Source organism: Acidobacteriota bacterium, assembly GCA_016716435.1.
GTDB lineage: Bacteria > Acidobacteriota > Blastocatellia > Pyrinomonadales > Pyrinomonadaceae > OLB17.
Genome location: JADJWI010000003.1, coordinates 510,565 through 525,956, shown reverse-complemented (window position 1 = coordinate 525,956; position 15,392 = coordinate 510,565). Strand labels below are relative to the sequence as shown.

At 55.7% G+C, this 15,392-nt stretch carries 17 protein-coding genes; 12 read left to right on the top strand and 5 right to left on the bottom strand.

Annotated features, from left to right (window positions below):
- The first annotated feature begins 54 nt into the window (after window positions 1–54).
- From IPM21_05690 to IPM21_05650, 9 genes are all read left to right on the top strand, one after another.
- Complete coding sequence (locus IPM21_05690) at window positions 55–717, top strand: hypothetical protein (GenBank protein MBK9163397.1); 663 nt, start codon at window positions 55–57, stop codon at window positions 715–717.
- Between the two features lie 65 nt (window positions 718–782).
- Window positions 783–1,991: a hypothetical protein gene (locus tag IPM21_05685; protein ID MBK9163396.1), complete on the top strand. Its 1,209-nt coding sequence runs from the start codon at window positions 783–785 to the stop codon at window positions 1,989–1,991.
- 27 nt (window positions 1,992–2,018) lie between these two features.
- Window positions 2,019–3,374 (top strand): hypothetical protein, encoded by a 1,356-nt coding sequence (locus IPM21_05680; protein ID MBK9163395.1) that lies wholly within the window; start codon window positions 2,019–2,021, stop codon window positions 3,372–3,374.
- 23 nt (window positions 3,375–3,397) lie between these two features.
- A complete protein-coding gene (locus IPM21_05675) occupies window positions 3,398–3,808 on the top strand; it encodes a hypothetical protein (GenBank protein MBK9163394.1) in 411 nt (136 codons plus the stop codon).
- 34 nt (window positions 3,809–3,842) lie between these two features.
- Complete coding sequence (locus tag IPM21_05670) at window positions 3,843–5,189, top strand: hypothetical protein (GenBank protein ID MBK9163393.1); 1,347 nt, start codon at window positions 3,843–3,845, stop codon at window positions 5,187–5,189.
- Window positions 5,190–5,199: 10 nt separating this feature from the next.
- Window positions 5,200–5,628 carry a hypothetical protein gene (locus IPM21_05665; GenBank protein MBK9163392.1) on the top strand — a complete coding sequence of 143 codons (429 nt, stop codon included), beginning with the start codon at window positions 5,200–5,202 and terminating at the stop codon, window positions 5,626–5,628.
- A gap of 62 nt (window positions 5,629–5,690) precedes the next feature.
- On the top strand, window positions 5,691–6,272 hold the full coding sequence (locus IPM21_05660) for a hypothetical protein (protein ID MBK9163391.1): 582 nt from the start codon (window positions 5,691–5,693) through the stop codon (window positions 6,270–6,272).
- 16 nt (window positions 6,273–6,288) lie between these two features.
- On the top strand, window positions 6,289–6,783 hold the full coding sequence (locus IPM21_05655; GenBank protein MBK9163390.1) for a M23 family metallopeptidase: 495 nt from the start codon (window positions 6,289–6,291) through the stop codon (window positions 6,781–6,783).
- Window positions 6,784–6,942: 159 nt separating this feature from the next.
- Window positions 6,943–7,941, top strand: a complete 999-nt coding sequence (locus IPM21_05650) for a flippase-like domain-containing protein (GenBank protein ID MBK9163389.1) — start codon at window positions 6,943–6,945, stop codon at window positions 7,939–7,941.
- Here IPM21_05650 and IPM21_05645 read toward each other — a convergent pair.
- The gene (locus IPM21_05645) at window positions 7,938–9,725 is read right to left on the bottom strand and encodes an SLC13 family permease (GenBank protein MBK9163388.1); all 1,788 of its coding nucleotides are present in this window, start codon (window positions 9,723–9,725) and stop codon (window positions 7,938–7,940) included. The two genes, IPM21_05650 and IPM21_05645, sit on opposite strands and share 4 nt — an antisense overlap.
- Window positions 9,726–9,863: 138 nt before the next feature.
- Here IPM21_05645 and IPM21_05640 point away from each other — a divergent pair, with 138 nt between their 5' ends.
- On the top strand, window positions 9,864–11,405 hold the full coding sequence (locus tag IPM21_05640) for a serine hydrolase (protein MBK9163387.1): 1,542 nt from the start codon (window positions 9,864–9,866) through the stop codon (window positions 11,403–11,405).
- Between the two features lie 104 nt (window positions 11,406–11,509).
- Window positions 11,510–11,707, top strand: a complete 198-nt coding sequence (locus tag IPM21_05635) for a hypothetical protein (GenBank protein ID MBK9163386.1) — start codon at window positions 11,510–11,512, stop codon at window positions 11,705–11,707.
- Between the two features lie 75 nt (window positions 11,708–11,782).
- Here IPM21_05635 and IPM21_05630 read toward each other — a convergent pair whose 3' ends face one another.
- On the bottom strand, window positions 11,783–12,574 hold the full coding sequence (locus IPM21_05630; GenBank protein ID MBK9163385.1) for an aminotransferase class IV: 792 nt from the start codon (window positions 12,572–12,574) through the stop codon (window positions 11,783–11,785).
- 69 nt (window positions 12,575–12,643) lie between these two features.
- Between IPM21_05630 and IPM21_05625 the strand changes: the two genes are divergently transcribed.
- On the top strand, window positions 12,644–13,306 hold the full coding sequence (locus IPM21_05625) for a DUF1287 domain-containing protein (protein ID MBK9163384.1): 663 nt from the start codon (window positions 12,644–12,646) through the stop codon (window positions 13,304–13,306).
- Here the strand turns inward: IPM21_05625 and IPM21_05620 are convergent.
- From IPM21_05620 to IPM21_05610, 3 genes are read right to left on the bottom strand one after another with little or no spacing between them, the layout of a single operon-like run.
- Window positions 13,284–13,709 (bottom strand): hypothetical protein, encoded by a 426-nt coding sequence (locus IPM21_05620; protein MBK9163383.1) that lies wholly within the window; start codon window positions 13,707–13,709, stop codon window positions 13,284–13,286. The two genes, IPM21_05625 and IPM21_05620, sit on opposite strands and share 23 nt — an antisense overlap.
- A 3-nt stretch (window positions 13,710–13,712) precedes the next feature.
- Window positions 13,713–14,720, bottom strand: a complete 1,008-nt coding sequence (locus IPM21_05615) for an alpha/beta hydrolase (GenBank protein ID MBK9163382.1) — start codon at window positions 14,718–14,720, stop codon at window positions 13,713–13,715.
- A complete protein-coding gene (locus IPM21_05610) occupies window positions 14,717–15,094 on the bottom strand; it encodes a hypothetical protein (protein MBK9163381.1) in 378 nt (125 codons plus the stop codon). Before IPM21_05610 ends, IPM21_05615 begins: the two co-directional genes overlap by 4 nt.
- Between the last annotated feature and the right edge of the window lie 298 nt (window positions 15,095–15,392).

Sequence of the window (15,392 nt, the reverse complement as noted above, 5' to 3'; positions counted from 1 at the left end):
TTAGTAAAGAAAAACATTGCGGCCTCGTTAGCCTCAAAAAACTTTGGTCCTAATATGAATTCTGATCCTCAAACCGGCAAGTCCTCGAATGCCACGTTCATCATTCTCGCCATTGTCGGTGTTGTGATTCTCGTGTTCGCGGCATTGATAATAGCCGGGGCAGTCGGCATCTTTCTCTACACGAGTCGTGCAACAGTTTCCGAGTCGTCGGTACGAGAATCGGATCTGACCAGGCCGACGGCCACACAGTCACCGGAACCCCCAGCTACGGCCAGCCGGACGACCACTTCAGGAAACAAGACCGAAGCTCTGATCGAAGCGATCAAGCAAAAACCGACCATCGGCGGTTTCGCATTGCAGAACGTTATACCGCAGCAATCGAATCGTGCATTCAATAATTCGCTGGGCGAGGTCAAAGGGGTTTATACGGCCAATGGCAAGACGGTTTTATTCGTAGTCGCCGAGATGGAGCATCGGGCCCGGGCAACGGTCGAATTCGGAAGGATGATCGGCCGCGAACGGGCACGCGGCGCCAAGGTCACGGAGCAGATCCGCGTCAAAGACGGCACCATCAACGCCGCTTTTGAGAACGGAAACACCAAGAGTGTTGCGTTCTGCAATTGGCCGGACAAAGCGCCGGTTTTGTGCCATGTGGTTGGTTCCGATGATGAAAAGGCACTAATTGAGTTTCGCGAAGGGCTGGCAAGCGGAAGATAGCCGTAGCAAAGCCGATAAAGGACATTTAGCAGTTAACAGACAGTACAGGGGGAGAATCCAACCTAATGAGATCCACGGTATTTTTGTTGCTCTTTTTCATTTCAGTGCCTTTGGTTTTTGTCGAGGCACAGTTCCCGGTCCGCGTCCCGCGAGTTAACCGGCCGATCGTGTCGCCCAAAACGCAACCGGTAACACAGGCGAGTTCGACAGCAACCACGGATGGAACGGCACCGACGCGGCCTGCGGCTGAAACAGTTGATCAGAAACTAGTTGTGAATGACGCCGCGACAGACTTCACCGCGGCGACAGTTACCCAGAACCATAAGGACATCGGCTGGTACCTGATCCCGAATATCGAAATGTTGGGAAATGTGCCGCGGCGGAGCGCACTTCGCCTTTCGGTAAAGAAGGGCGCTAAGGAACTATACTCGCACCGTTGCGAGCTTGCCGGCGGTACAGGGAAGAAGACCCAGGCCTGTTATGACCGCACTAAGTCGATCGCTGAGACGGGCCCAATGGATGTTGAGGTCTATTTCATCGACGGCGACTCAGGTGCGGAGACACTGGCTAGAAAATACAAGATCGACGTCCGCCGAGCTGCGAAAGCCGACGATGCAGCCGCCGATTTTTACATTCATCGTCACGCCGATGCTGCGGTCGCATATCTTACGCGGCAAGCTAATGGCGTCTTGTTTCTTCACACGTTCTTTTCGCCGATGGAAGATGCCGATGATGTCTTCGGCTATTCGCCGTTCTTGCGGTGTTCTGTGAACGGCTCGCCGGTCGATCTCGGCGAGGCCATTGTCAATTTCAACCATGGTCCGATCTTTAACGCATTTCTTTCCGGGCGGACGGCGAACCGTGCTGTTTACCGCGACTACATTAGGTTTGACAGAACGAATGCCCAACTGCCGCTCACACTTAACGGCAATTTCGGCAAAGCCTTTGAGGTAACAAAAGCTCCGGGAAAATGGGAGTGCAGGATCATTGGCGACAAAGACCGCACGGTCTTTAGAACCATTAGATTCGATGTGACCAGCGACGGAACCATTGTTCCACATCCCGAGCAGCGAAGCGGCAACGTCAATCTCGCCACTGAAAGTTTCCTGATCGACATAGAGATACCGCCCGGCGGCAGCACGCTGGACAAGCGTCTGCTTCCGATGCCGAATGGGGGCCTTTTCTACGGGATCCCGTGGGCGACGGCGGAAGGAAAAGCAATGGCCGCCAGGGTTCCTAAGAAGGGAGACCCTTATCCGGTGCCGCGGAAGTAAAGAACTACGAACATTAGGGAAATAAACATGAAAAGAAACTTCACCATTCTACTCATTTTGTCATTTGCCTTGGCTGCCTTCGCCTCGGCTCAGTTCCCGGTCCGCGTGCCGTCGATCGATCGGGCAAAGTCACAACCGGCAAGACCGACGACGCCGCAGATGTCGAGCGAACGGAACGCGGAATCCACAGCGACGCCAACCTCATCTGCAGCAAGACAGACCACTACAAACAGGCAGATGGTCATGGACGATGGCTTTACATTTTTTGACGCCGAACCTGCAAAGGGGCGGAATCCGAAAAACACAGGTGATATCGATGTCGGCTGGTTCTTGAAGCCATCTCTTCGACTGATCGGGACCTTCCCGGAAAATAGCGGTTTTCGCTTGGTGATAAAGAAAGGCGGAAAGGAACTCGGCAAGTTCTTTTGCGGCGGATGGGTCTACAAAAAAGCAGACGATATTCAATTGAGAGCTCGTCGGGGTGCTGATGAAATTGAAGACTTTATGCAGACCAAGCCGTGCTCGAACGAATCGTCTCCAATTAAGGAGATCGGGCAGATGGATGTCGATGTTCTGTTTGTTGACGGAGCGACCGATGCCGAAAAGCTTGTACGCCAACACAAGATCGATGTCCACAAATTGCCGAACATAAAAGGCCCGAAAGGGAGCGAATATCCCGGCGTTGCGGAGTATCTAATTCAGCGACATGCCGAGGCTCCATTCGGGATAATGCACGCCGGAGGAAATTACCACTACGGGGGTGCACTGGCGCAAAAACCGTTCAAATATGCCGATGATGCAAGTCGCGGGACGATCTCGATACACTTCCCGATCACACCCGACAAGCGGACCTATTACAAGACATTTCTCCGATGCAGTGCCAACGGGCAAAAGGTGAATCTGCAGGTCGATAGCGTTGACCTGCGCCGACCGTCATCGGCGGCATACTTTTTTGAATCGGCACTCGCACAGAGGAACGACCCGCGATTCAGCGAACGGATAACGTTCACGTACTTGAACGCGATCCTGCCGCTTTCGGTAGGGAACGCTTCCGGAAAATTCAACGTCTCCGGCACGCCCGGAAAATGGGAGTGCAGCCTGGTCGAGAACGGCGAGGCGTATCGCAACTTTCGATTTGAGGTAGGTTCTGATGGAAACATAGCTCAACACCCTGAGCAGCGAAGCGGAAACATCAATCTCTACAACAAGACTTACCTCGTGGAATTAGAGATACCGGCAGGCGGGAGCTCGATCGACGAACGGCTGCTGCCGATGCCGACCGCGGGTATTTTTTATGGCATCCCGCTTTCAACAACTGAAGGCAAGGCCGCGGCCGCGAAAGTTCCGAAGAAAGGGATCGCGTATCCGAGTATTCCGAAGTAGACCAGATATCAGGAGGGAACAAGATGAAAAGCTGGAAAAGGATCAACAATTTACCTTTGGCCCTTGCACTTTTGCTGACCGTTTCACTTGGCTGTCTCGGACCGAGTGCGGCCGATTCGGCATGTGAAGGCACGGTCGTGTCGGGTGGAAAGACCTATGTCGGGAAAGCCAAGAATGAAGAACAGGCAGGGCTGAATGCATGCAATAGGTATTGCCTCGACGAAGACGAAAAGGCCAAGGGGATGGTACGTGACTGGCTGGCCTCAGATGCTGCCGCCGAGTTTGAGCGGAAGATGAAACGAAAACCTACAAGAGAAGATGCCGTCATTGAGGATAAAGGGATTCTCGAATACGTGACAAGGAATTGCGCAGCTCGCTGCAGGGCTGAAGCGAATAAAGGAAAACACACCCTAAAAACAAGCTGCGGCAAATAGGCCCGCAGATAGCAAACGTTAAGTAATAAACAAAATGAAAATTGCAACACTCACATTCTTCATCATCCTCACATTGCTGCCCACACCGCTGGTAAGCCAGATAAGGCTGCGTTTGCCAAAGGTCGGAGTTCCTAAGAAAGAAGATGTCGGTAAAGCTACCGAGAGTCAGTCCGGCTCAAACGCGAATCGGCAATTGGTTATCGACGATGGCTTTACTTTCTTTGATGCCGAACCGCTGCAGGAGCATAGCGCAGCGGCACGACGACAGGTCGGTATTGGCTGGCACCTCACTTCACATCTGCGAATGTTCGGAACCGTTCCGAACCGGAGTGGTTTCAATGTTGTTGTCAGCAAAGCCGGAAAGGATCTGACGAAGATCAGGTGCGAGGGCACGGTCTATAGAAAAGCCGAGGATCAGGCTCCGCGCGACCAGCGCAACCCAGGCGATGACTACGTGATGACAGATCAATATGGCTGTGCAGATAAGACGAAGGTCATCAAGGAAACCGGCAAGCTCGACGTGAAAGTCTATTTCTTTAATGGAAGCACCGACGAGGAGAAGCTACTCCGCACGTTCAAGATCGACGTTCGCGAAGCGACGCGTGTTCGTGGCCTCGCGACGGCCCCGGTGACTGACGTTCCGCACTATTACATCCAAAGACACGCCGAAATGCCCGCAGCGATCCTCTTCATAAGGCCGATCGTCGGATCGAAGCTTTCGCCGACGTATTACCGCATAAGCGGCGATAGCTATTTCAATAGCGAGGTCGACATCTATTTCAACATCTCGACAAAGAAACAGGTCGAGCGTCTTCAGCAGGCCGTTACACGATGTTCGGTAAACGGAACCCCGGTCAACTTTCCTGGTTCGGGCGAGAATGCAGATGGCTCTCGGCTTCGCTTGATGCGAGTTGAGACCGGCATCTACACTGATCGTCTGGCTCCGGAGTATAAAGGGGCAAGTGAATATATGGACGAAGTCTCGTTTAGCCTTTATCAAGTAAGGCTGCCGATGCTGCGTCGCAGCGATTCGTCAAATAACCGTATCGGAATGTCGGACCGACGCGGCAATTGGGAATGCTCGATCCGTATAAACGGTGAAACCATTCGGACCTTTCGATGGACCGTCGGAAGCGACGGAATGCCCGTCCCGCACCCCGAACAAGCAAACGGCAATGTGAACCTTAACTTCAACGGCTATCTCATCGACACCGAGATCCCGGCGGGCGGCAGTTCACTCGACCACAGGCTTCTGCCGTTGCCGAATGACGGGCTGTTCTACGGCGTCCCGTGGACCTCAACCGAAGGCAAAGCGTCCGCAGGGAAAGTGCCGACAAAGGGAGAGCCTTTTCACGTGCCGTCGACCAAGGCCAAACGGTAGGAGCACAGCTATGTCAACAAAACCATTACCCTCATGCTGTAGGAAAACAATAACCGATATGCAGGCCGTCGGTGAACTGGGCGTCGCGCTTCAGATGTTTCTGGCGGCCAGCCCATTTATTCTAATCTTGCCTGACCTTTTGCCGCCGGGTTCGGCTCGCGAAGCGGCCGAGACATTGGCCGAAAAGCTAGCGGTCATGGCCGGCGAAAAGGTCCTCGGAAACGTCACTAGTTCGGCCAAGTTGCCGGATTTTGCAGATTCGATCCGTGCGGTGAACGCTATCGCACTGGGGCGAATGCATCAGCTAGCCCAGATACACTCGCTGCGGCATGCTCAAGGCGTCACGGAAGGACAGCTTTGGAAAAGCCTGAAAGAGATCTACAACCCGGAAGGCGAATTACAGAAAGGCGGCGGATGGGACTGGAATCCGTTTTGGTAGGCCGATGTCGCCGCGACGTATAGATCAACACGCAAGAGAATTACAAAGGAGAAACCTCACAGATGAAAAGATTTACAACGACCACAATTACGCTCATAACTGCCATTATCTTTGGTGCAGCCATTACAGTACCCGCACAGACGCCCGATTCGCGCACTGCAGTTACCACAGTCACAATGCCGGCCAATTCAAACGCCGGACAGATCGACGGGAATCTGAAAACGGGCAAGGTAATACCGCTCACGTGGGCAGAGCGTAGTTCGGTCGCATGCTTTCCCGGCACGCGGTTCGAGATGTTCAACGGTAATCATGTTTTCTACCGGATCGCAATGCCTGCCGCTTCGCGGATCACGCTTACATTGGTGCCGAAAGATGGAGCGGCAATAAACCTATACGCGCTTCGCCAGGGAGCTGCCGAGACCGCCGCACCGCCCTCGATCACGTCCGCGATCTCGTGCGAGGCCAAATATCCGATCTACGCGAACCTTGCCAGCGGACGAAGGGTTACGAACAAGGACGATGGCACACGCAAGATCGAGTTCATATCCGTCGGTTCGCCGTATAGCATTCTGATCGGCGTAGCCGGAGCCAATAAGCTGGCCGAGGGAGCGTTCTCGCTTGGCATCAAGATCGAAGGCCGATAACTATCAAGGAGCAAATATGTTTGACCCTTTAGACAACATGGAGATCAGGCGGGGCTTACCGAACAATGGCTTCGGCATGGTAAGGAATAATGGTACGCGGCCGCATCAGGGATGGGACCTTTGGGCACCGGTCGGCACGCCGATCAAGGCGGTCGAGTACGGCGTGGTCGAATTTGTGAAGCCCGATACAGGCGATTATGGTATGCAGGTGTGCATGAGTTTTGAGAGCCCGCTCGCCCCCGGAACTCTGCTTTATGCGTTCTATGCGCATCTATCGCAAACCTATGTGACCAAGGGCATGGTCGTCGACGGCGGGCAGGTGCTCGGATTAACGGGCAAGACGGGCAATGCCTCCGGCTTTACGTCGATCGAGGACGAGCACTTACATTTCGAGATCCGCGATTCGGCCTCGCCCGGACGCGGGCTCAAGAACCGACTCGACCCGGCAACATTGTTCGGCTATGACCTTTACACATCATCTGATTCGCTTCCTGTTTGTGAATTGGAATGAGACGGAAGCCAAACATGAACTTAAATTTTGTTTGCTGAAACCAGGGCTGGAAGTTAGCATTGTAGTTTGCTCCGAGCACGCTTAAGCTAACTGGTGGATCCTGAACAAACCGAAATTAGCGAACCTAAGAGAGAGTCGCGGAAAAGAAGCAGATCTTTGATGATCGCGGCGGGAGTGCTTACCGTCGCGGGAATCTTCTTGTTCACGTATTTTATCTACTCGGTTGGGCTCGCCGAGATAGCCGAAAATGTTCGCCGCTTTGGGTTTTTCGGTTTTGCCGTCATTCTTGCGATCTATTTCGTCCGGGTTCTCATCCGGTCGCTTTCGTGGAAGCTTTCGGTTTACGAGCCTTACCGGCTTGAGATGCGGGACACGGTGCCGGCGGTGCTGATCGGCGAAGCTCTGAGCAGCATGATCCCGCTCGGCATCGTCATCAGTGGAACGGCCAAGGCCGTCGCGGTCCGGCGGAAAGTGCCGCTGGTCGTCGGGCTTTCATCGGTCGCGACCGAGAATCTTTTCTACAGCGTAACGACGAGCGTCTTCCTGATGCTCGGGGCATTCACGTTTCTACGCACCTTTGACCTCGACGATGGTTGGATACTGACCATCGACCTTCTCATCGTCGGACTGCTCGCCGCGATAGCGCTTATCGTGTTGCTGGTGCTGCGGCAGTGGCACATTGCGAGCGAGGCGTGCGAGTGGCTCTATCGGCGCGGTATTTTGACACGATTGCTCGAGGCCGGGCGGCTTCAGGTTCGCCTCTTCGAAAATCTGATCTTCGGCTATTACCGGCGACACCCGAGCCGGGTCATCCCCATCTGTTTGCTCAACGCCGCGTTTCATGCCCTTGGCGTTTTAGAGGTCGTATTCATCCTTAGCCGCATCACGGACACAGGCGCGACCGCCTTGAATGCTTTTCTGCTCGAATCCGTCAGCCGGTTGATCTCGATCGTTTTTAAGCTGATTCCTTTCCTGATCGGGGTCGATGAGGCCGGGGCACAGTTCGTTGCGGAAACGGTAGGCATCGGCGTCGGCATCGGCGTAACGCTTGCGTTGATCCGGAAAGGCCGAATACTCTTTTGGGCAATGACCGGGCTTGCGATATTGATCAGCAGAGGACTTTCACTGCGAAAAATATTCGGGGCCATGCAGAACTAAAATGGCCAGAAGACGGGCACGAGCAGCATCGAGACAGCGAACACGAGTATCGTCAGGATCGTCCCGACCTTTACGAAATCCATAAATCGATAGCGGCCCGGGCCATAGACCAATACACACGCCGGCTCAAGTGGTGTGATGAATGAGAAGGATGCGGCGAGGGTAACGGCAATGACGAACGTCCGCGGGTTATACCCGAGAGCGACCGCCGTTTTGACCGCCACCGGCAGAACGACTAGAGCTGCTGCCTGATTTGACATCGGCTGGGTCAATGCTACGGTCAGGACGAAAAATCCGGCAAGCACGGCGGCCGGCCCGAACGATCCGAAATAAACTTCGATCAGGCCGGCAAGGTATTGATCAGCACCGGTCTTTTCCATCGCTACGCCAAAGCTCATCATGCAGGCGATAAGCACCAGAAGTCGAAAATCGATGAGCTGATACATCTCCGCGTAGCGGACCGTTTTGGTCGCAAGCAGAAGAAAAACCCCGGCAAGTACCGCCATCGCGAGTGGGATCGTGATCCCCGAAAAGATTCCTGAAACGGAGAGAGCGAGGAACAACGCAAAGGCGGCAATTGCCCACTTGCGTTTTTCAAGCCGCATGCTCTTTGCTGAGAGGTCTTCGAGCAGAAGTATCTCGCCATCGGCGACGAGCGGCTCTATCCTGTCCCGCGAGCCCTGAACGAGGAGCACATCGCCAAACTTGAGCATCGTATCGCTCATTTTGTCGATCACCGTTTCGCCGTGGCGGTTGATGGCGAGCACTGTAAGGTCGTACGTCTGCCGGAAGCGCAGCGTTTTCATCGTTTGCCCAACGAAGGCCGAGTCACGCATTATCAGCACCTCGAACAGCTCGACGCTCTGATACTCCAGCACGTGGTCGTTGAGTTTGAAATCGGGGCGGAGTTCGAGCCCGACCTCTTCCTTTACGCGGAGCAATTCGCTGATCTTGCCTTCGACGATGAGGATGTCGCCCATCCGGATCCGCTCATTTGCTCCGGGCGCAATGCGCTTTTCGTCGTCGCGGATGATGTTGATGATGGCAAGGTCGAGCTCGGATGCCAGACTCGCTTCACCAAGCGTTTTGCCTATCAGCCGAGAGCCGGGCAGCACCATTAACTCCGAGATATAGTCGCGAATGCTGTATTGGTCTGTCAGCGATTCGCCGCCGCCGGCCGAGGGAAGCATTCGGCGGCCGAGTACAAGCATGTAAAAGATACCGACCAGGACCATTACGATGCCAACCGGCGTCAGCTCGAACATCGAAAGCGGCGCGAGGCCGTAACGCTGGATCGCTCCGCTGACGGCGAGATTTGTAGATGTTCCGATGAGTGTGCAACTTCCGCCGAGAATAGCGCCGAAGGCAAGCGGCATCAGCAGCTTTGAAGGCGGCAATTTTGCTTTTGCTGCGAGCCCAATGACGACAGGAAGAAACATCGCGGTCGTTGTCGTGTTCTTGAGAACGGAGGCCGAAAGAGCTGCGGTGGCCATTATCAGTGCCGTAAGGACGAATTCGCTGTCGCCGGCCAGTTTGTGAAGCCGTCGACCGATCAGATCTACTAGCCCGGTTTTGATCAGGCCGCCGACAAGAATGAAAAGCCCGGCGATGGTGATGATGATATCGTTACCGAATCCGGCGACCGCCTCTCCGACGCTCAGCACACCCGTGAACACAAGCGCCATCACCAGCAAAAGCCCGACAACATCGACAGGCAGCTTCTCGGTCGCGAAGAGAATTATCGCGACCACGAGCAGGAGGAGAGTGATATCTATCGGCGACATAGTTGGCAAAGGATACAGAAATCAGAGGATTTTTGGAAGCTTATTCTTCGCCCGGCGAACCTTCACGAGATTTGAAAATTGCTTGAAGTAGGCATACGATTGCGAGGTCATCAACTTGTGGAGAAGAAAATGCCTCATATGCGTGCAAAACACTTGGTTTCGTTTCTCGTGATCGCCGTCGGTTTTTGTTCGTTTGCTTACGCTCAAACGACCGAGCAGAAACTTGCGGCGATCGACGCCTATGCTCAGAAAGTGCTGGCCGATCAAAAGCAGCCGGGAATGGCGATAGCCGTTGTCCGCGACGATAAGGTCGTATTCGCAAAGGGCTACGGCAAACGCGAGCTTGGCAAGAACTCGCCGGTCGATGCCGACACGGTATTCGCCATCGCTTCGAACTCGAAGGCCTTTACCACGGCAACGCTCGCGATACTTGTTGATGAAGGCAAGATAAAGTGGGACGACAAGGTCTCGAAATATCTGCCCGAGTTCAAGATGTACGACCCGTGGGTGACGTGCGAACTGACGATCCGCGATCTTGTTACGCATCGCGTCGGGCTGGATACATTTAGTGGCGACCTGCTCTGGTACGAGGCGACCTATAAGCCAGAGGAGATCCTTGATCGCGTCCGGCACCTGAAGCCCGTTTCGAGCTTCCGCACGCGATACGGCTATCAGAACCTGATGTTCATCGCGGCCGGTGAGGTGGTCAAAAAAGTCACCGGCAAACCCTGGTGTACGTTCGTCAAGGAACGCATCCTCGACCCGCTCGGGATGAGCCGAACGACCTGCAGCGTCAACAACCTGCCCGATAACGCCGCTTGGCCGCACAACGAATCCGGCGGCTCGATGCGTGTGCTCCACCGCGGTAACGTGGATGGGTCGAGCTCGGCGGCTGCGTTCAATTCGTCGGTCAACGATCTTTCCAAGTGGATCAGAACGCAGCTCGGCCGCGGTACCTTCGAGGGCAAGCAGATCTTCAGCCGCGAGCGAAGCTGGGAGATGTGGCAGCCCTATATGGCTCAGCAGGTCGCCGAACCGCGCGACCGCTCGACCCCGCCGACGCAGTTTCGCGGCGTCGCAATGGGCTGGTTCGTTAGCGACTATCGCGGCCGCAAGATCGTCGAGCACAGCGGCGGGCTTGACGGAATGCTCTCCTACACGGTGCTGATACCCGAACTCAACACGGGATTCGTTATCCTGACGAACAGCGAGTCGCCGGCCTTTCGTGTAATGCGGAGCAAGATGATCGATATCTTTACGGACGCTCCCGAACGCGACTATAACGCCGAAGCACTTGCCGGCATTCAGAGAGCCAAGGCTGCCGCCGCAGAAGAGACCAAGCGGGTTGATGCGGCCCGCGTCGCCGGCACAAAGCCGACGCTCAAGCTGGCCGACTACGCCGGCACATATGGCGATAAACTCTATGGCGACATCACCGTCAGCGAAGAGAACGGCAGGCTCGTAATGCGGTTTCTGCCTTCGCCGCGGTTCGTTGCTGACCTCGAGCACTGGCACTACGATACGTTCGTGATCCGCTGGCGTTCCTCGGTCGCATACAACTTTCCGCGTGGCTTTGTAACCTTTGCGATCGACCGCAACGGCAAGCCGGACGAGTTGAAGATAGACCAGCCGAACAACGACTTTTGGTTCTATGAACTTACGCCAAAGCGTAAACCGTAAGTTTATGACTCGACATAGTTCGCGAAGTTGTGCGAAGATTCTTGTTTGCCCGAAAGAAACAAGTCGATCAAGAAAACAAAGATCAGGAGACCAATTTCCAATTGATGTCAGAAGAAGCAGTACAGGCAGCCGAGGCCGCGGAAGAAACGCCCAGCCCCGAAGATGTGCATTACCAGGCGGTCGAGAAAGACGGCGAGGTAACGGCCATTTGGGAAATGCAGGGTGAAAAGCACATCCGCACGATCCACCCGCAATCGACCGAAGGCAAGCAGATCCTCGCACTTTTCGAAACAGCGGCCTAGGCCGAAATTCGAATTGCCGCCCACTCCGGTTCTCACTCGCACGAACGCCGCCGGACGGTGTTCGTGTTTTTGCGCTTAAAAGGGCCATAGCTCGAGCACCGGGTGGTTTGCCGCGGCGAGACGGCGTCCGGCAAACTCCGCGACCGGGCGAATGCCGATGCCCGAGGATGTGAGAAATATCGCCTCGGCCGATTCGAGCTCGCCGATCCCGGCCACAACCTCTCGGCACTCCAAGTTTTCAATGATCAATTCGCGGACCGTCCCGGGAAGGCAGCCCGTCTGAAGCAACGGCGTAAAAAGCTCGCCCTCGCGGAGCCAGAAGATGTTCGACATCGCTCCCGAGACCACCTCGCCGCGTTCGTTGAGGCGGACGGCCTCTGAGAGACCGCGGCCGCGGGCTTCCTCGGCGGCGATAAGATTTTCGAGATAATTGCAGGACTTAATGCCGGCAAGCGGCGATGCGGAGTTGACCGCGAACGGCGAGACGCCCAGCCTTATCTCGCCGGACACGGGCCGAAAATCGCCGGTGATGATGTGCAGCTCGGTTGCGGCCCTGCCGCTCCCGCCCCAGATGCTGCTCCCGCTCGCATCGAGCAGCGTAATACGGGCCCGGCCGCTCGCGACCGCATTTGCCGCAACCAACTCTTGAAGCGCCGACTCGATCGCCGCGTCATCGACCGGCGCAAGCCCGATCGCACGTGCATTCGCCTGCAAACGGCGAAGATGTTTTTCAAAGAGAAACGCCCGCCCGCCCTCGATGCGAACGGTCGTAAAAACGCCCTTGCCGTAGAGCAAGCCCGCACTGCTCGCGAGCGGAGCATCGCCCCGCTCCACGATCTTGCCATTTGCGTAAACTTTGCTGTGCATCGTTCTCACTTAAAAACTCATCGGAAACTTGACCGGGAGGTTAAAATACCCGCGATGGCCATTCGAATCATGAAGGTGTCCTTTCTCAGCTTGTTCCTCGCATCTGCGTGCGTGTTTACGGCCTGCGCCGAGGTCGGCGACGCGCGGGTGCCGAGTATTTCCACGGGCGAACGATCTGAGCCGGAGATCACGGAGATCGCAAACCCAAAGATCCGCAAGCTGCTTGCGAGTGCCGAGGAGCAGCTCGAGGTCACGACCGGATATACGCAGGACTACTTCAGCATCGCCTACCCGAATGGCGACGTGCCGGCCGAGACCGGAGCTTGTACCGATGTTGTGATACGCGCTTTTCGGCGGGCGGGCGTCGACCTGCAAAAAGAGGTGCACGAAGACATGCGGGCAAACTTTCGCGAGTATCCGCAGAAGTGGGGACTCACGGGGCCCGACACCAATATCGACCACCGACGCGTCCCAAACCTGCAGGCCTATTTTCGCCGAAAGGGAAAGTCGCTGCCGATAACGACATCGCCTGCCGCTTTTAAGCCCGGCGATGTTGTCTCGTGGGACCTCGACGAACGCGGCACGACCCATATCGGGCTTGTCTCCAACCGCCGCGACCCTACCGGCAAACGATACCTGATCATCCACAACATCGGCGGCGGTGCCCGGCTCGAAGACCGACTTTTTGAGTGGACGATAACGGGGCATTTCAGATATTTTCCAGCTGAGTAAGCTCATGTCCCGTGTCACCATTTGAATCAAAAGTCGCCAGGCGAATAGCAAAGAATGTAACCGGAACAAAATGCAAAGCAGACATAAACACGAATAGGCTAGGCGACCGACTCCACGATAAATAGGCGTCCTCGATTGCTCCAGGACTCAAGATAAACAAAGACAACAGAGTCAGTGCGAAGATCAGGGCCACTGAGCACCAGCCTGATACCTTTGCCCAGAACGGCCCCGTGTCTGCAACAACAAAGGCCGCGGCAGGAACTAGCAACCCGAACATATAGCCCATCAAGAATACAGAGACCCAGAGAAAATTACCGTGCCCGCCGCCCGTCACGAGCAGAGTAAGGAATCCATGTCCGACCCCCCAAGCGAATCCTGCGGCCCCCCAAAGAAAACGTCGCATTGGTCAACTCCCGAACCTCTCGAAAGCATCCTCGCTCCCTTTGAGATCGACTCGGCCTTTTCGGTCGTGGCAGAAGTCGGCGACGAGGCGGACGAAGGCGTCGGTCTTTTCCTCCTGCGGGACGTGGCCGCAATTTTTTAGCACGACGAGCCGCGAGCGGACGATCGAATCATAGAGCTTGATGCCGTTTGCGAGCGGGATGACGCGGTCCTCCTCGCCCCAGATGAGCAGCGTGGGTTGGGCGATGAGGTGGGCGTCGTTCTCGATCCGCTTGGCGTGCCAATTGCGCGAGGTCGCGAGCACCGAGTGGTGCGCATCGGCGGCCTTGAGCGGTCGCCGGACGCTGCTTACCCGCTCATCGGTGATCATGTGGTGGTTCGCCGGGGCGAGCGTATTGTGCATCCGCAGCCTGAGGAACGCCTTTGAATCGACGAGGAACGGCGTTATCACCTCGCCGACTCCGGGCACCGAGGCAAGCCGGAGGACGGGGTGCCGCTTTGCGTCGTCATTGATAACGGCATCAACCATCACGAGCTTTTCGACGCGGCCGGGATAATCGAGCGCGAGAGTTGCCGCGACCGCTCCGCCATAGGAGCTCCCGACGACAGTCGCACTCCCGATGCCGAGCCGGTCCATCAGCCGCGAGACGATGCGGGCCTGCGAGGGGATCGTGTAATCGAACCAGCGTGGCTTTTCCGAATAGCCAAAACCGACGAGGTCGAGAGCAATTACGTGGAACCCCTCGGCGGCGATAAGCGGCGCCGCCGACTTCCAAACATAGGCCGAGGCCGTGTAGCCGTGGATCAGAACGACCGGCGGGTCACCCGCCTCGCCAAATTCCTGTATGTGAATGCGAATGCCATCGACCGTGATAAAGCGCGAGCGGTCGCTGTGGGGCAGCACCTCGCGGGCACGCTCCCAACTCGCGCTTCGCTCACGCGTCAACATCTTTACCGCCACCGCCGCGGCAAGCCCGCCGCCGACCGCCAATGCAAGATCTCTTTTCTTCATATCTTTACTCTAACCCGCTTGTTCTGTTTCTTTAAGGCATCGCGCGTTCGCGAAAACGCCTGGAACACCTGGAACGCTTGGAACGTCGCGAACATCGCGAACGCCGGAAACGCGTGAAACGTTTCGGTGCCACGCACGGCTCCGCCTTCAAAGGTAAGAGCCGCGTCGCAATGTCTGGTCACTCTCGTCACGCGACGATATTCGCACATCACCCGATTGCCGCCAACGGTATTCTGAACGATATGGATGAAAAATATGAAATGGATGATATGGAAGGTCTCGATAGTTGCGAGAGTTGCAGAGTTGCAGAGTTGCAGAGTTTCGGAGGGTGGCGGTCCAGATTCCGCATTCATCATTCCGAATTCCGCATTCATCTGGGCCCGGCTTTAGCCGGCCCGCGTGAGGCGTCGAAGACGACGGAATTGATGAAGCCCACATCGTGAGATGTGGGACACGGCCAGATCAAAGCCCGAACCGTCGAAGACGGTGGCATTTGCACTGGAGATCTCGAACCACGAAACAAGAAAAGAAGAAAACCGGGAGCTTGTCTGTGGTTCTTGTCTGTGAATTCTGTGGATCTCGTCTGTGTCTTCTGTGGTCTCCGGAATAACAGACGCATGACCACAGAATGCACAGACCGAAGCCGCACAGAAAGACCGGCCCGGTTTTAGT